The sequence below is a fragment of the Chryseobacterium pyrolae genome (assembly GCF_025153485.1).
Taxonomy (GTDB): domain Bacteria; phylum Bacteroidota; class Bacteroidia; order Flavobacteriales; family Weeksellaceae; genus Chryseobacterium; species Chryseobacterium antibioticum.
Window position 1 is genome coordinate 491,147 of the sequence record NZ_JANZQH010000002.1, and the last position, 15,529, is coordinate 506,675.

Consider the following 15,529-nt stretch of genomic DNA (forward strand, 5'->3'; position numbering starts at 1 on the left):
GTTATATCCTATAAACTAAGCTCGGGCTGTTTCTTCGAAACAGCCCGAGTTGTTTTTTTAACCACCCCGTCAAATCTTTGATTTGCCACTTCTCCGGAGGAGGAGAATAGTCGCAGGACCTACTTTGACATTTATAGTAAATTCTTGTCTTCCTACAATTAAGATCATTATTGGGGTCTATTTACCGGAATTTCCAGCATATCCAGCACAGGATATAATATATTTTCCAGAAATTCATCTTCTCTTATCCGGGATGCTTTAGAACCTGAAAAATAATTGCTGATCCTGTAGTTCCTGACAAACTGGTTCCTTTTTTTCCCGATAACATAATAGTATGCTCCACTCTCTTCATTAATGAAATAAGTCATTTCATCAAAGCTCATGATTTTTTTGGTAAGAAATAGTTTTCGGTAAATGCTCTTCTCCCTTTTATCGAAAATATATTTTACTGGAACTTTGAAAAGTAGGTCCCATAGAAAATAAACCATATAGATTCCCCATATAACAGAAGCAATGGTAAAGGTATTTTCAGACAGTATATTTCTGAAGTAATATATCACCGGAATGGCAAGAATGCCCGCTGCCAACCACCATCTTAAAGTACGCAGGAAGTTGTAATTGGGCATAAAGCTTATTTCACTGCCGTTGTCTTCAAATTTATATCGGTCTGTAGTATTCATCGCATGTTTTCATTTAAACGCATGAGATCTTCGGTTTCGTTCACCATTTTTTGTATTGCTTTATGGGAAAGAGCCTGTCCTATCATAAATTTATGTTCTTTTCCATTCACCTCAAAATGAATATTTAGAAATACATTCATGGTAATGAATCCAAGATATTTCGTTGTTAAAACTTCAAAATTTGTAAAATCCTGGAAATCATAGGTTTTTGTAGAAACAAAAACACTGGGTTTACAGGTAATAGTCTGTTGTTGCGGATCAATCACAAACTTTTTTGCAAAGAAATTAGCGATAATCAGTCCTGCAACCACAATGAAGAATAAGCCTAATAAAGGGAAATTATATTTATAAGCAAGCCCTGCAGCAATACCTATAAGAATAACCAATACCGAACTAAATATGGGCTGGTTTTTGAAAATAAAAAGGTTTCCATCCTTTTTGTAAAATTGATACGTGTTCATAATAAATAGTGATGTATTTTAATGTTTAATTATTTTATTTGGATGCATAGCGTTCTGCAATCTCATCGTCATTAATCGTTTTCAAGGTATTGAGATCAGTTCTAAAGTAGGTATCATGAACTGAAAAGTAAGCGTCTACCCTATTCTCTGTATGCTCCAAAGCTTCTTTCCAGCATTGACAGAACCAGTCTTCAAACAAATTGTATTTTTCTTCATTATATTCATCCCACAGGTCATCGAAGTCATCTTCGTCCTCATGGCTGTTCTGGAAATCTGAGGCTGCAGTCCATATCTTTTCAGGAAGAAATGAATTCCATTCTTTGCTTTCACCCATCTGCTTTTTCCTTTGGAGAGGCAATATCACTGTATCTGTGATTATTTGTCCGTTGTTATCTACAGCCCAGGCTACGATATCCAGATAATCATACTCATACTCGAAATAAAAAGCCTTGATATCTACTTTAGTCTTCCCTTCAAGATAATCTACATTCTCTCCTTTGAGAAGTTGTACAATATCTTTAATCAGTTGTACTTCAATTTCTTCAAGGTAATTTTTTAACTCAATATTGAGCTTTTTAAGGTTTTGCATACGCTGATTTTGTCATTTTGGTTTTGATGAAGTGCTCAATATACAAAAATAGATGAAAAAAATAAATCTTTTGAACATCCCCAGCTGCACACTCTCCACTATTTTTTTTGTATGTATAAGACATCATTTCCTTCATACAATAGAGAAATCAGAATATTCATCTCGTGGTTGAGTTTTAAAATCCCAATCTCATATTTTACAATCTATCATTGATAAAATTTTACAATAATTGGGTTTTAAGGATTTATTTAAATATGTACAATACGATATGAGGCCCTTATAAATCGCAAAAAAATCACACAACCACTCACATAATAGGGATTTAATTATTGATAGTTTTGAAATAATCAACGTTGATTGGAAATTCTACATTTCGCCTGTATGTGTACAGTACGGAGTGAAATACGGAATGACAAAACCCATGTCAGGGTTCATATGGCAACACAAATATTAATTAAAAATTATTCAATTATGAAAAAGCTTCAAGGAATGAAGAACGATTTTTCTTCATTAGAAAACAAGAAACTAAGCAATCTATCAAGTATTACCGGAGGGAGAGCTGAAACCAATATCAGAACAACTTCAGAAACAGGACCAAACGGTCAGCCTGGAAATACTGGAGATACAGCCGTTTGTAATGATGGAAAACAAGTGGGAACAATAACAGTTGACTAAATATTGGAAGGGGGGAAACCCCCTTTATTTTTCATATAAAGCTAATGTCAATGAACTATATAAAAATCATTTTTGCATTACTGATTGTAATCGCTTTTCTTTCGTGTAAAAGTAAAAAACTGAATTATATTGATTACTATCATAAAGTATATGCCATTGACAGTGCACACAGAGCTGATAAAGATACTTTAGCAACGATCAGGAAATATAAAAAGCTATTCAGGAAATATCCTCCTGCTCAGAATGAAAGGCTGGAAGAGTATGAAAACTACATCAGATATGCAGATAAATTCCATAAAAAGTTTGGAGGCATAAAAAGTCTGGACAAACTTATAGCACAGTCGGCACCTAACTGGAAATACAAAAGAGAAGATCAGGATTTTTTCAAACTCTATAAAAAGTATGGCATTGACAGCATTGGTGTTGAACAGAAAGTTCTTCAGTGGAAAAAAAATTTAAATAAAGTACTGATAGATTCTTTCAGTATTGCATCCGCCCGGGACCAATATAATGCCCGCGTGGGCCCAACTGTTGTAAAAGACGACAAAAAAAATGCTGAGCTTTTGATCTGGACATTCCAAAATTATGGTTTCCCATCAAGGCAAAAAATAGGGCTCTATGGAAATAATGAACAGTTCATGCATATGGGCATTCTTCTCAATCATATGGCAGGAACAGAGCATTACGAATACTTCAAAACCAAATTACTGGAATATGTGAAGTCTGGTGAATGTACCCCAAGGGATTATATTGAGATGGTAGACAAATACCAGTACATCCATTATCTACAACCTATTTATGGTGTATATTCCCATTATGACACGAATTTTAATGCTGAAGATTCTGTCAGAATAAACCGTAACCGGCAAGCAGTAGGTTTTCCTACTTTCAAACAGTCTTCAAAAATGACGAAAGACTTCCAAAGAAAAATAAATAATCATTAATGTATTATGATCCTGATTATCTCTCAAAATAATGAGATTACGACTACAGAAGTCATTAAACAGCTGATCGCCATGGATAAAAAATTTATCCGGGTGCATGAAGATGAAGTCTTTGAAATCAAAACTCTGAACAAAAGAATTGTCTTGGAAAGCGGTCGCAACAGGTTCTTCCTTGATGAAATTAAAAGTGTCTGGTACAGAAGAGGAGGCTTAGTCTTTAAACGACTGAAATATGCCAACAGGTCCATTCATTTAAATATGAATGAAACCCAGCACTGGCTTGAAGACTATGTGAGAAAAACGCTTGAATCCAAAAAACACATCAATAGGGAAAGCAACAGTGACGTCAATAAACTGATTGTACTTGACAAAGCAAAAGAAATAGGACTTGATGTTCCCGAATATTATCTGGCAGAAAATACCCGTGATACAAAAATCGGAAATACCATTATCAAGACCATCACCGGGAATGCAATGCTGGATGAAATCAGGAAAAACTCCGGAGGTTTCATGTATACATCTGTGGTTGAAGAGCATGAAGACGGAGATTTTTTCATCACCTTCTTTCAGGAGAAAATTGAAAAGGATTTTGAAATAAGAACTTTCTACCTCAACGGTAAATGCTGGTCTATGGCCATATTTTCACAAAATGATGAACAAACCAAGGTAGATTTCAGAAAATACAACGCTGTAAAGCCTAATAGAAATATTCCTTATAATCTTCCGACTCCTGTTGAAGAAAAGGTACATCAATTGATGAAGTCTTTAGATCTGAACTCAGGATCCATTGATTTTATCAAGAAAGGAGATCAACATTATTTTCTGGAGATTAACCCGATTGGGCAGTTTACAGGGATGTCCAATACATGCAATTACTCACTGGAACAAAAAATCGCTGACTACTTATGAAAAAACTCTACAACGAAAAAAATAAATTACCTCTTACTTTCAAATATCTCGAGATATTTAAGACCAAAAACGTGGGTAAAATCCACAGCAACATGCTCTATTTTGCATCTTCTGAAAAATACCAGACCGACCATCATGTAAGGGAAAAACCATTAAAACAGCTCACAAGACTTTTATGACTTATTTTAATCTATTCAGCAATATTCTGGTTACAAAAGGAGCCAGCCGCATTCTGATCTCTGATCTTCAGAGAAATACTTCCGAATTATATCCTTTGGAATTATATGAGGTTATAGAAGAATTAAAAAATAAGTCTGTAGAAGATATTCTGAAAGATTATGAGGCAGAATCCAGACAGTTTATCCGGGAATATATAGATCTGCTGCTTGAAAAAGAGTACGGTTTCATCACAGATGGAGACTGGGACAGAAATTTCCCGCCACTCTCTTATACCTTCTACGAACCTAATGAAATTTCTAATATTTTCATAGAAATCGATGATCATTCTGTTTTGGATAAAATAAAACAATCCATGGAAAATCTAGGCGTCAAACACCTTGTCATCTACTGTTATAAAAAACTTTCGATTAAAGATTTTCAGGATATTGACTCCCAGTTTAAAGACTCTGTTTTGAACGGTATCGAGATATTCTCACCGTTCCATGATAGTGTAGATGAGAATTTCATTAACAGTCTTAATCAAACATTAAATAGAGTTTACAGTTTAGTATTTCACAGCTGTGCTAAAGTTCCATTCAGATCCAGAGACACTTTCAGATTTAGCTTGCAATTCAGCCGGGATCACCTTACCATATCCTCTTGCGGAAAAGTACATCTTAAATATTTCAGCACCAATTTTTCTAAAGTTTCAGAAGCACTCAATCACAATTCCTGTCTTTATAAAAAAATAGGAATAGACCTCAGCGGTAACATTAAAAACTGTCCTTTAATGGCTGATCACTTCGGAAATATTCACGATATCAGTCTTGAAGAAGCCTTGATAAAGCCAGGATTTAAAAACTACTGGAACATCACCAAAGACAAGATAGAAGTCTGTAAAGACTGTGAATTCAGATATATCTGTACGGATTGCAGAGCATATACAGAACGCACCCACCAAAACCATCAGGGATTAGACCTTTCCAAGCCTCTAAAATGCGGTTACGATCCCTATACAGGAAAGTGGGAAGCCTGGAGTAAAAGCCCGTTAAAACAGAAGGCTGTGCATTTTTATCAGCAACAATTAAAAATGTAAATTTCCCGATTACATTCTTACCTGAAAAATTTCCATTTTGGAATAATGGCAAGCATTCCAAAGCCTGTAAACAGGAAAAGATTGGTGACATCCGTATACAAAAACGTAGACAGATAATAATTATGCATAAAGAAATGCAGGACCAGCAGTGCCGGGAACATAAAGATGCCTATTTTTCTGTAGAAGAACATCAGGACGAGCCCGGTCATCATCAGAACATCAATGGAAAAGATAACGAAAAAGTACCATCTGGGAATCTGAAGAAACTCATGCTGAAGATATTCATCCACATCTATTCCAAGCCCCATAATGGTGAACAGCATCAATGCTGCAAATGCTGAAATAAAGCCCCATCCTTTCTTTGGATCCTCGTCAAAGTAACTGTATTCTTCCATAGGTACAAAAATAAAGAACTTATGAATATATTCATAAGTTCTTTGGTATATTTATTCGTTTAGAATTTGAATTATATAGAAATAGCGTTGATCAATCTGTTTTTGTCGCTCAAGTACTCTTCCATGGAGATCATACTTTCGGTTCTCATTACATCTTGAATGTCGTCTATCTGATAAATAATTCTTTTCGCGTCCTCCGTATTCTTAGCTCTTACTTTACAGAAAATATTATATTTTCCGGAAATAACGCTCGCTTCGATTACGTTTGGAAGTACTGATAATTCTTTCAATACCTCTTGAGTACGGTTTGATTTTGTCAAAAGGATCCCAATGAAAGCTGTAAAGTGATAGTCCAGCTTGCCATAATCGATATTAAGAGATGATCCCAAAATAATACCTGCATCCTCCATTTTTTTCACTCTTACGTGAATTGTTCCAGCAGAAACATCCATCTGCTTTGCAATTTCTGTAAAAGGCATTCTTGTGTTTTCGACTAAGAAATCAAGAATTTTCTTGTCTATTTCGTCCAGTTGATAGTTCATATTAGTTAAATTACAATTTTCTTAAAAAATCCATGTATTTATTGCAAATTTATAAAAAATAATTTAACTAAAAAAATTATATCAAACATTAACAATAATTAACACAGATGATAAAAATCATTAAAATATCACGATTATTTAGCACCTGATTTTGTAGAATCTGTTTTTATTTCACTTTTGGCTTCCGGGTTTTTTTTATCTTTTTTCCTCTTTTTGAATAGAGAATTAAAGCTTTTACTCCACACAACACCCCCACCATAAGCTTGATTTGCAGAACCATTCGTACTTATCATTCCTATATTGGTAGGCTTAGAATACCCTCTTAAAACAAGACTTCCGTCATTCTTTTTTGAGACATCATATTCAATAGATCCTTCCCCGGAAAGATAATTATTCTGGGCACCTTCAGTTTTCGTCAGTGGAATTCCCAGCCCTGTTTTAATATTGACTCTCGGTGAAAGCGCTACACTTACCCCTGCATTGGCCCGGTCACCAGTATTGGAATTCTGATCACCTTTTACATAATTCAAATCAATCTGGAACTCATTACTCATGGTATTAAGTACAGATCCCAGCTGTTTCAGCAGCATATTGTACCCTGAAGATTCAGCTACTCCGGCTACGTCAAAGTCTACTCCTCCACTATTGGATACATTAAAGGTACTCAGCAACAGTACAGAACCGAACTGGAGAACTTTTTCTCCTTCCTGGCTCATCTTAGCCGCCAATGTCTCTTTTACCTGGCTGGACACATCCAGTGCGGTCACATTCAGGTCTATCTTCGGATTGATCAGTGATTGGGTAATATTGGCCTGCAGCAATACACTGATCGGCTGCAATTTCCCCATACTTAAATATTCACCGGCATTCGAAACCATTCTTACATAATTGGCTGTAATATCCAGCGCCGGCTTCATGGCATCACCATCCCATCTGATACTGCTGTTCTTTTCTATCTGGAAGGTTTTATTCAGAATCGCTTTGGAAACAAATGTTCCGTTGTCTACCTTATAAGTCCCGTTCATCGCAATTCCTCCACGTCTTCCCATCTGGAACCTCAGCCTTTCTGCCGTTCCTTTTACGGTAATATTTCCCACATCATCACCTACCAGTACATTAACTGTAGTTCCTTTGTCTACATCCAGACTGAAATCGATATTCATATTAGCTCCGGTCTTTTTCTTTTCTTCCAGAGTGATCATTCCGTCTTTTCCTTCTTTCAGGAACCTCAGCATTTTAAATTCTTCCACATTGGACGTTGAACTGGAATTAAACGTAAAGGTACTTCCATTCAATGCCTTCATATTAGGAGTGGAAATACTCAATCCCGAAACAGGTCCGTCTACGTACAAATCTCCCTGTCCGTAAACTCTTCCCCAGAAAAGGTCAAGATCTTTCTGTGAGGTATTCAGCACCAGAAGATTATCTGCTCTCATTATCAGGTTGACCCCCATTGAAGAAATGGTTTCAAACTGAATCGCACCGGAAATCGTTCCTTTAGAATTAGATCTTCCGTCATGCACTTCAATATTATTAAGAATCGCAAGTCCTTTGGAAAGAGGAATTACGGTGTCATCAAATGAATAATCCACTCCTGTAAAGAGAAGTTTCAGACCAAAACCTTTCATGGCAATATCTCCACTATAATCAAGATTACTCAGCTTACCATTGATTTTAAGATCTCCCGTTGCCTTTCCTCGAATGTTTCCAAAAACAGTCTGAACAAACTGCTGGGTAAAGGCAAGGTCAAAATCACGCATTTCCGCTGTCAGATCAATCGTTGGAGAAGCTGTGTTATTATTTACAGTTCCTGTCAGATGAAGGTTATTATTTCCAAGAACGCCGGCAGAAGCCACTTTGACGTCAACATCATACACGTTCAGAGAGAAACCATTTGTCGCGGAAATCGTAAGGTCTCCCATTTCATTTCCGTTCATCATAATATTATCTACGGTAAGATCTACCAATGGCTGCAAAGTGCTTTTATCCATTTTGATCTTCACACTTCCGTTCGCAAGTCCTTTTATGCCCATAGGATTTCCGCCGGATTGCATTTCAAGAAGTTTTTCTACCGCAAATTCTTCGATATCCGCATCTAGATAAAAATCTTTAGCCGATTTAAATTGTGCTTCTTTGATAAACAGGGCACTTTTCTCTGAATATATACGAAGATTCCGGATGTCGAAATCCCCGGTATTTTTTCTGTACGTAATAGAGTGATCCAGTTCGGGACTTGTATCTATTGCCCACGTAACTTCGTTGAATTTCACTTCTGTAGGTTCAAACCTGAAAACATAATCTCCCGCAGCATTCGTAGACTGGTCTACATTAATGGCATAAGCTTTAAGATTGTCATCCAGCTCATCTTCCGGACTACCATGCTTAAATGTAGTGGCCAGATGAAGGGCTGTATTATTTTCATTTGTACCTTTAAGTTCAAAATCCTTGATGACATTTTTATTATACAATAGTTTGCTGACCCTTGCATAAATCTGCTGATCAAGATTTGCTGTGTTCACCCTTATCATAACACTGTCAATCATCGCACTGTCTCTGGAAATATTAGTCCGGTCATTGATTTTGTATTCAGGATTGGCTGCGGCTAAAGCTTTGTCTGCATCCGTAATCTCTTCCTTCTTCGTCATGATGTATTTTAGAGAAGCGGCATCCAGATTCAGGATCAGATCATTGGAATCTCCGTTATACTCTCCTTCTACCAAAGCACCTTGTGGAAGTTTCAGGTCAGGAAGAAAATAATTCACAACACCCTGTTGAACATCAAAATTCATTTTAAAGTTCTGTCCTCTGTACAATTTTCTCGGTGGAGGTCCCACCAGTATTCTTCCAATACCGTTTTCCATCATTCCTGCCAGATCCGCCAGGTTATATTTCCCTGAGATCTTACCGCTTGCCGCACCTGGTGCATCCACATCAATGACACGTCCGCCTGCTTCCACAAAGGTTTTCAGCTTCGCGTTAGGAATAATATATTTTTGGGTAGCTGTAGCAAAATTAAGATTATTAGCATCCACGTCTAAAGTAAGGTCATTAATGGAGGACATGGACATTTTACCTTCTACCTGGCCGCTCACGATCTGGCTTCCCGGTTTATTGGTAAAATAATTGATATTCAGAGAAGTCACATCTGCATTCACATTCATTGCAACCCTTGAGGTGCTGAAGTCAATAAGACCTTTAATGGTTGCTTTAGCTTGTTCATCATTCACGGTGATGAGTCCGTTATATTTTTTATGATCTAATAATCCGTCCAGATACAGGTTGCTGATCTGCTTATCCATAATCTCGATACTGCTGATTTGAGACTTGGTAGTCAGACGCATTGTATTGACGTCAAAACTCTGTCCGTTAAGATCAAATTTACCTGAGATCAGGCCAACTGTTTTGTTTTTCGTGATGACAGAAGTGTTCAGGTCTTTGACTTCGAGATATCCTGAATATTTAGGCATTGCTGTGCTATATCCGGTAAGATAAAGCTTGGAGATCTTGGCCTGTCCTATTCCTGTCATCAGATTTCCGCCTGCCACATAGATCTGCTCAGGATTTACCTTTACAGCTCCGTTATATTTCAGTTTTCCGAAGTCATCTGCAAAATTCTTCATCTTTTTAGAAATAAATGAAGGCAACATGGCTTTAAGATCCTTGTAGGTAAAATCTGTTGAAAGGTCGTTGGTTTCTATAGAAAAATTTCCTTTCAGCAACCTGTCTATCTTCATGGTTTTGGTGGCAATATTTACATCAGGGTTTCTGATGAGGAAGTTTTCTAAGTGAAATTTATTTAAAGGGCCTGTCATTTTTCCTGCCAGGTTGAATGGCTTAAAATTATCCCAGTTGGTCACAAAATAGCTGATGTCATAACCACTTAACTGACTTCCCTGCTTAATTTCCATATCCCAACGGACACGGTCTGCAAATTCTGACCATGATCCATCATGAAGATTAAATTTGATATTCCCCTGAAGTAATGAATGATCCGTATTCAGGGTAAGGTCTTTTAATGATAGAAATTCATGCGTAAAAGAGAGTTCTGTAGAGAATGTATCTACAAAATGAGATTTTCCCCATCTGGAAGTGACGAAGGACATATTATTGATCAGCGCTGAAATATTGGCTCCATTCACCTTTACATTAGGCGCTTTTAGATTAAATTTTGTTGCGGTAAGCCATTTCCCGGGTTCTCCCGGAGAGTTTTGACTAACGATAGAAACTTTTGAATCAATGATCTGTACACGAGAATCCAACTGGAAAGCCGGTTTTTTCGGATCTCTTTTTTTACCACTGTCGAAAAGCTGCGTAAATCTGATAAAATTAGAAATACTGTCGCCTTTGTAAGTGATGACTTTTATATCTGCATTGACAAGGGTAAGGGAATTAAAGCTTAATGAATTGCTGTTTCCGGAAATAGCATTGAATGCCAACGACATCCAGTCGGAATTGGCGCGAAATTCTCTGGCTTTGATGAATTCTAGGCCTTTGTAATCCTTTATTTTTAACCCTTTTATAGTAACGTCTCCGAAATAATCTACTTCTACACTTTCCGTAGACATCCCAGCTTTAAAATCTTTATTAACGATCTGTAGTGCCTGATCTGCTGCCCATTGCTTGGTTGCAGGAAGATTAATGGCCGTCAATACACCGCCAACAAGAATAACCCCCAGCCAGAAAAGGATGAGGAGAAGTCTGGCCCACCAGGAATAACTGGTCACATCTTTCACCGCCTGCTTCCCAAATTCTTCAGCCGTTTCCACAGGATGATGAATGGCATCTGATGCCAGCTCAGACGCTTCCTTAACTGTCTCCTTCACAGCATCTTCTACATCCCCAACAGTCTTCTGTACCTGATCACTTAGGTTTTCAGCTACTGATTTTTTATTCTCATTCTCGTTATTATTCTCTAACTTTGCCATTATTATGAGCGACTCTATAATTTTAGGTATTGAATCGTCTTGCGACGACACCTCAGCAGCTATCATCAAGGGAAACTGTATTCTTTCGAACATCGCTGCGAATCAGGCCATCCATAAAGAATATGGAGGTGTGGTCCCGGAACTGGCATCGCGAGCGCATCAGCAAAATATAATTCCCGTTGTTGAAAAATCTATTACTAAAGCAAATATACAACAAAATGCTATTTCAGCTATAGGATTTACACGCGGCCCCGGACTTTTAGGATCTCTTCTTGTAGGAACGTCATTTGCTAAGTCTTTGGCAATGAGTTTGAATGTTCCGTTAATTGAAGTAAACCATCTCCAGGCCCACATTTTAGCCCATTTCATTGAAGATGCAAATCCTATGCCGCCTCAATTCCCTTTCCTGTGTCTTACAGTAAGCGGGGGGCATACTATGATTGTATTGGTGAAGGATTATTTTGATATGGAAATTATCGGAAAAACAATTGACGATGCTGCAGGAGAAGCTTTTGATAAGATCGGAAAGATCTTTGATCTGGACTACCCTGCTGGACCTATTATAGACCGACTGGCTAAGGAAGGAAATCCTGATGCTTTTACGTTCAACAAACCAAGAATGGAGAATTATGACTATTCATTCAGTGGTATCAAAACTTCTGTTCTTTATTTTATTCAGAAAGAGGTTAGAAAAAATCCGGATTTTATTAAAGAAAACCTGAATGATTTGTGCGCTTCCGTTCAAAGAACAATCATTGAAATTCTGATGACTAAACTTGAAAAGGCGGCCAAAGAGTTAAATATAAAAGAAGTGGCGATCGCCGGTGGGGTTTCTGCCAATTCTGCTTTAAGAAAAGTGATGCAGGATCATCATGAAAAATCAGGCTGGAATATTTACATTCCAAAATTTGAATATACTACCGATAACGCGGCGATGATAGCGATGGTTGCTCAACTGAAATATGAGCGAGGAGAATTTACGGATATGAAAACGTCCGCAACAGCAAAATATGATTTATGAAAATACTTTTAGAAGAAAAAGTACTGGGAACGCAGTCTAAAAAAAATTCAAAATATTACTGGGTTTTAGAAACGATTACCGGAAAAAATGAAGTGACAGAAAAATCTGAAGATGAAGATTATTTAATGATAAGTTCAGAAATTGGATATGTTCAAAATATAAAGGAAGAGATCGTAGAGAAAATCAATTCAGAAAATGTGTTTAGTTTTACTTACGAACCCAAAGAAGGAGATTATTTATCTATCAAAAATAATTTAAGAAAAAACGAATATTTGAATTTAATATTTATGAATAATAAGTGGATTGAAGAAATTTACGCGTGTTCATATAGAGATTGTGAAGGTGATATTTACACCACGATAAAAACCGGTGTGGCATTTTTAAGCGATAATGAAATTTCCTTTTAATCATCACTTATAAATAAAATTCAGGCGCATTCTAAATATCAATATATGAAACTTTTTTTTGGCGAAATCAATAACGGAAAAGCAATAATTAATGACGACGAACAACAGCACATTGTAAAAGTTCTTCGTATGAAAGATGGTGAAGAAATTCACGTAACAGACGGAAAAGGAAATGTAGCTTCCGGAAAATTAGTGATTGAAGGCAAAAAAGCCCATATCGAGGTTTCGGAAATTAAAACGAATACTCTTGATTTTAATCCAAAACTTCACATTGCTATTGCTCCGACTAAAAATATTGACCGAATTGAGTTTTTTGTAGAAAAAGCTGTAGAAATGGGTATTTCTGAGATTACCATTTTACAAACTGAAAAAACAGAGCGTAAAAACATCAGTATAGACAAACTTAGAAAACAAGCAATTGCGGCCTCAAAACAGAGTTTGCGATTTCATTTTCCAGTTGTTAATGATTTAATTAAACTTCCTGATTTTCTGAAAAATATTAATCCAGAACAGACTTTCGTGGCACACTGTAATGAAAATTTAGAAAGGATGGAGTTAAAAAATATTCCGCATTTGGATAATATTACGTTTTTAATTGGTCCTGAAGGAGATTTTTCTGATAAAGAAATTCATCTTTTAGCCGAAAAAGGAATTAAAGCTGTTTCTCTTGGAAATCAGCGATTAAGAACGGAAACTGCGGGTGTTTTTGTGGCGTCCTGGAATTATTTGAACTTAAAATAGGTTTGGCTAAAGCCAATTTATTTACGGAAAAGAAAAAGCGGGCTAAAGCCCGCTCCTATTGATATTTTAAAATTACATTTCAATATTGTTATCTCTCAAATATTTCTGAAAAATCTGCTGTCCGCTTTGCATTGAATTTACTGCCCAACGGATTTTCATTTTCATCAGTTTTTCTTCATTTAATTTATAATCAATACCTGATTTGATCAGTTTCTGTTTCAGTTCATACATACAAATTCCAGCTGCCACCGATACATTAAAACTTCTCGTAAAGCCATACATTGGGATCGCAAGCGTTTCATCTGCAAAATCAATAACTTCTTCTGAAACTCCTGCCATTTCAGTTCCGAAAACCAAGGCAATCGGTTCTTTAATTTGGTAGTCAGGAAGCATTACGGCATTTTTCTCCAATGATACCGCCAGAATTTTATATCCCCGATCTTTAATTTTTTGTAAAGAATCAATGTTTTTTGGCATTTTTTCAACTTCAACCCACGTTTCTGCCCCTTTGGTTACGGTAAGATTAGGATCGAAAATATTCTCCTCCTCCATCGCTACAACCTTATGGAAAGCACAGGCTTCTACGGATCTTATAATGGCCGCCGCGTTTCTGAACTGGTAAACATCATCCATCACAGGAAGGACAAAATCGGAACTTTCTTTGGAGAAATGTTCTATTTTTGAGAGTCTTTCCTCTGTTAAAAACTGTTTTAAATAGTCAAAAGTTTGTGCTAAATCTTCCATTCATTTTCAAATCTTTGCAAATTAACGTAATTTTGGGCTATGAACCTGAACGAGGCTCAATTTCTTACTAAAAAGTAATTCATGAAACGAAAAGTCCTGCTCATCTATACCGGAGGAACCATCGGTATGGAAAAAGATTATGAAACCGGAAGCCTCCGCGCATTTGATTTTGGAAATATTTTCGAAAAAATGCCTGAGATGAAATTAATGGAATGCGAAGTCTTTGTACATCCTTTCGCCAAACCGCTGGACTCTTCCGATATGGGGCCTGAGGAATGGAAAGTGATCGCCAATTACATTCTCAAAAATTATGAACTGTATGATGGCTTTCTGATCCTTCATGGAACAGATACCATGTCCTACACCGCTTCTGCTTTAAGTTTCATGTTAAAAGGATTGAGAAAACCGGTGATCATGACGGGTTCGCAACTTCCTATCGGAGATCTGAGAACGGATGCCAAGGAAAACCTTCTGACGAGCCTTTATTACGCCAGTTTTTATGAAAATGACGAAGCCGTCATTCAGGAGGTGGCCGTTTATTTTGAATACAAATTATTAAGAGGAAACAGAACGCTGAAATATTCTGCTGAGTATTTCGATGCTTATTCAAGTCCGAACTACCCTATTCTGGGACAATCGGGAGTGCATTTAAATATTATCAAGGACAATCTATACCGTTGTGATCCCGGGGTAGAATTTCATGTGGATGAACATATTTCTGAAGATATTCTGTTCTGGAGAATTTTTCCGGGAATGCATCTGAGCCACTTTAAAGAAATCCCAAAAATGAAGGTTTTAATTCTTCAGGTTTTTGGTTCGGGAACCATTTTCAGCAGTGAAAAGACGCAGGAAACACTTGAGGAAATCAGAAACAACGGAACTGAAATCGTGGTGGTAAGTCAGTGTATATCAGGCGGAATTTCATTTGGAAAATATGAAAACAGCAATATCTTTTCAAGAATCGGAGCGATCAGCGGAAGGGATATGACCGCGGAAACGGCGATCACCAAAGCGATGCACCTTATAGGCAACCCAAATTACTCAGGAACTTTTGCTGACAACTTCACCAGAAGCCTTTGCGGAGAAATTACTGACTAATTTTGCATAATAATTTGCAGGTTCCAGAAATTACTCTATTTTTGCAATCTCAATTAGAGAGGTGTCCGAGTGGTTGAAGGAGCTACCCTGGAAAGGTAGTATACGGGTAACTGTATCGAGGGTTCGAATCCCTTCCTCTCTGC

The 15,529-nt window shown here is 37.0% G+C and carries 16 protein-coding genes and 1 tRNA gene; 10 read left to right on the forward strand and 7 right to left on the reverse strand.

Annotated elements, in window-relative coordinates; all coding sequences use genetic code 11:
• Positions 1-167: 167 nt before the first annotated feature.
• Genes NZD88_RS05595 through NZD88_RS05605 form a run of 3 tightly spaced genes read right to left on the reverse strand, consistent with a single transcriptional unit; the run spans position 168 to position 1,730 of the window.
• On the reverse strand, positions 168-680 hold the full coding sequence (locus tag NZD88_RS05595) for a hypothetical protein (protein ID WP_259828089.1): 513 nt from the start codon (positions 678-680) through the stop codon (positions 168-170).
• Positions 677-1,141 carry a hypothetical protein gene (locus NZD88_RS05600; protein ID WP_259828091.1) on the reverse strand — a complete coding sequence of 155 codons (465 nt, stop codon included), beginning with the start codon at positions 1,139-1,141 and terminating at the stop codon, positions 677-679. The genes NZD88_RS05595 and NZD88_RS05600 overlap by 4 nt, the downstream gene beginning before the upstream one ends.
• Positions 1,142-1,175: 34 nt before the next feature.
• The gene (locus NZD88_RS05605; protein WP_259828093.1) at positions 1,176-1,730 is read right to left on the reverse strand and encodes a hypothetical protein; all 555 of its coding nucleotides are present in this window, start codon (positions 1,728-1,730) and stop codon (positions 1,176-1,178) included.
• A 471-nt stretch (positions 1,731-2,201) separates the two neighbouring features.
• Here NZD88_RS05605 and NZD88_RS05610 point away from each other — a divergent pair, with 471 nt between their 5' ends.
• From NZD88_RS05610 to gwsS, 5 genes are read left to right on the forward strand one after another with little or no spacing between them, the layout of a single operon-like run.
• Positions 2,202-2,405 carry a grasp-with-spasm system A modified peptide gene (locus NZD88_RS05610; protein ID WP_259828095.1) on the forward strand — a complete coding sequence of 68 codons (204 nt, stop codon included), beginning with the start codon at positions 2,202-2,204 and terminating at the stop codon, positions 2,403-2,405.
• A 50-nt stretch (positions 2,406-2,455) separates the two neighbouring features.
• A complete protein-coding gene (locus tag NZD88_RS05615; RefSeq protein ID WP_259828097.1) occupies positions 2,456-3,349 on the forward strand; it encodes a hypothetical protein in 894 nt (297 codons plus the stop codon).
• Positions 3,350-3,355: 6 nt separating this feature from the next.
• Positions 3,356-4,258: a grasp-with-spasm system ATP-grasp peptide maturase gene (gwsG, locus tag NZD88_RS05620; protein ID WP_259828099.1), complete on the forward strand. Its 903-nt coding sequence runs from the start codon at positions 3,356-3,358 to the stop codon at positions 4,256-4,258.
• On the forward strand, positions 4,255-4,437 hold the full coding sequence (locus NZD88_RS05625) for a hypothetical protein (RefSeq protein ID WP_169235491.1): 183 nt from the start codon (positions 4,255-4,257) through the stop codon (positions 4,435-4,437). Before gwsG ends, NZD88_RS05625 begins: the two co-directional genes overlap by 4 nt.
• A complete protein-coding gene (gene gwsS / locus NZD88_RS05630; RefSeq protein WP_259828101.1) occupies positions 4,434-5,513 on the forward strand; it encodes a grasp-with-spasm system SPASM domain peptide maturase in 1,080 nt (359 codons plus the stop codon). The genes NZD88_RS05625 and gwsS overlap by 4 nt, the downstream gene beginning before the upstream one ends.
• Before the next feature lie 17 nt (positions 5,514-5,530).
• On the opposite strand, the gene NZD88_RS05635 is transcribed toward gwsS, so the two are convergent.
• The 3 genes from NZD88_RS05635 to NZD88_RS05645 form a co-directional block, all read right to left on the reverse strand.
• On the reverse strand, positions 5,531-5,908 hold the full coding sequence (locus NZD88_RS05635; protein ID WP_259828103.1) for a hypothetical protein: 378 nt from the start codon (positions 5,906-5,908) through the stop codon (positions 5,531-5,533).
• Between the two features lie 71 nt (positions 5,909-5,979).
• Complete coding sequence (locus NZD88_RS05640; protein WP_034703315.1) at positions 5,980-6,450, reverse strand: Lrp/AsnC family transcriptional regulator; 471 nt, start codon at positions 6,448-6,450, stop codon at positions 5,980-5,982.
• Positions 6,451-6,584: 134 nt separating this feature from the next.
• Positions 6,585-11,375, reverse strand: a complete 4,791-nt coding sequence (locus NZD88_RS05645; protein WP_259828107.1) for a translocation/assembly module TamB domain-containing protein — start codon at positions 11,373-11,375, stop codon at positions 6,585-6,587.
• Between the two features lie 4 nt (positions 11,376-11,379).
• Here NZD88_RS05645 and tsaD point away from each other — a divergent pair, with 4 nt between their 5' ends.
• From tsaD to NZD88_RS05660, 3 genes are read left to right on the forward strand one after another with little or no spacing between them, the layout of a single operon-like run.
• On the forward strand, positions 11,380-12,396 hold the full coding sequence (gene tsaD, locus NZD88_RS05650) for a tRNA (adenosine(37)-N6)-threonylcarbamoyltransferase complex transferase subunit TsaD (RefSeq protein ID WP_259828109.1): 1,017 nt from the start codon (positions 11,380-11,382) through the stop codon (positions 12,394-12,396).
• A complete protein-coding gene (locus NZD88_RS05655) occupies positions 12,393-12,803 on the forward strand; it encodes a hypothetical protein (protein ID WP_259828111.1) in 411 nt (136 codons plus the stop codon). Before tsaD ends, NZD88_RS05655 begins: the two co-directional genes overlap by 4 nt.
• A 45-nt stretch (positions 12,804-12,848) precedes the next feature.
• A complete protein-coding gene (locus NZD88_RS05660) occupies positions 12,849-13,544 on the forward strand; it encodes an RsmE family RNA methyltransferase (protein ID WP_259828113.1) in 696 nt (231 codons plus the stop codon).
• Positions 13,545-13,616: 72 nt separating this feature from the next.
• Here NZD88_RS05660 and NZD88_RS05665 read toward each other — a convergent pair whose 3' ends face one another.
• Positions 13,617-14,288 (reverse strand): TrmH family RNA methyltransferase, encoded by a 672-nt coding sequence (locus NZD88_RS05665; protein ID WP_259828115.1) that lies wholly within the window; start codon positions 14,286-14,288, stop codon positions 13,617-13,619.
• An 81-nt stretch (positions 14,289-14,369) separates the two neighbouring features.
• Between NZD88_RS05665 and NZD88_RS05670 the strand changes: the two genes are divergently transcribed.
• Both NZD88_RS05670 and NZD88_RS05675 read left to right on the forward strand, forming a co-directional pair.
• On the forward strand, positions 14,370-15,386 hold the full coding sequence (locus tag NZD88_RS05670) for an asparaginase (RefSeq protein WP_259828117.1): 1,017 nt from the start codon (positions 14,370-14,372) through the stop codon (positions 15,384-15,386).
• A 55-nt stretch (positions 15,387-15,441) separates the two neighbouring features.
• A tRNA-Ser gene (locus tag NZD88_RS05675) sits at positions 15,442-15,528 on the forward strand.
• The last annotated feature ends 1 nt before the right edge of the window (position 15,529 follow it).

Excerpts from the sequence above, each read along its gene's own strand:
- NZD88_RS05635 (WP_259828103.1), bottom strand. The coding sequence starts at position 5,908 with ATGGAAGAATACAGTTACTTTGACGAGGATCCAAAGAAAGGATGGGGC.
- gwsS (WP_259828101.1), top strand. The coding sequence starts at position 4,434 with ATGACTTATTTTAATCTATTCAGCAATATTCTGGTTACAAAAGGAGCC.
- NZD88_RS05625 (WP_169235491.1), top strand. The coding sequence starts at position 4,255 with ATGAAAAAACTCTACAACGAAAAAAATAAATTACCTCTTACTTTCAAA.
- NZD88_RS05645 (WP_259828107.1), bottom strand. The coding sequence starts at position 11,375 with ATGGCAAAGTTAGAGAATAATAACGAGAATGAGAATAAAAAATCAGTA.
- NZD88_RS05660 (WP_259828113.1), top strand. The coding sequence starts at position 12,849 with ATGAAACTTTTTTTTGGCGAAATCAATAACGGAAAAGCAATAATTAAT.
- NZD88_RS05640 (WP_034703315.1), bottom strand. The coding sequence starts at position 6,450 with ATGAACTATCAACTGGACGAAATAGACAAGAAAATTCTTGATTTCTTA.
- tsaD (WP_259828109.1), top strand. The coding sequence starts at position 11,380 with ATGAGCGACTCTATAATTTTAGGTATTGAATCGTCTTGCGACGACACC.
- NZD88_RS05655 (WP_259828111.1), top strand. The coding sequence starts at position 12,393 with ATGAAAATACTTTTAGAAGAAAAAGTACTGGGAACGCAGTCTAAAAAA.
- NZD88_RS05665 (WP_259828115.1), bottom strand. The coding sequence starts at position 14,288 with ATGGAAGATTTAGCACAAACTTTTGACTATTTAAAACAGTTTTTAACA.
- NZD88_RS05670 (WP_259828117.1), top strand. The coding sequence starts at position 14,370 with ATGAAACGAAAAGTCCTGCTCATCTATACCGGAGGAACCATCGGTATG.
- NZD88_RS05605 (WP_259828093.1), bottom strand. The coding sequence starts at position 1,730 with ATGCAAAACCTTAAAAAGCTCAATATTGAGTTAAAAAATTACCTTGAA.
- NZD88_RS05600 (WP_259828091.1), bottom strand. The coding sequence starts at position 1,141 with ATGAACACGTATCAATTTTACAAAAAGGATGGAAACCTTTTTATTTTC.
- NZD88_RS05610 (WP_259828095.1), top strand. The coding sequence starts at position 2,202 with ATGAAAAAGCTTCAAGGAATGAAGAACGATTTTTCTTCATTAGAAAAC.
- NZD88_RS05595 (WP_259828089.1), bottom strand. The coding sequence starts at position 680 with ATGAATACTACAGACCGATATAAATTTGAAGACAACGGCAGTGAAATA.
- NZD88_RS05615 (WP_259828097.1), top strand. The coding sequence starts at position 2,456 with ATGAACTATATAAAAATCATTTTTGCATTACTGATTGTAATCGCTTTT.
- gwsG (WP_259828099.1), top strand. The coding sequence starts at position 3,356 with ATGATCCTGATTATCTCTCAAAATAATGAGATTACGACTACAGAAGTC.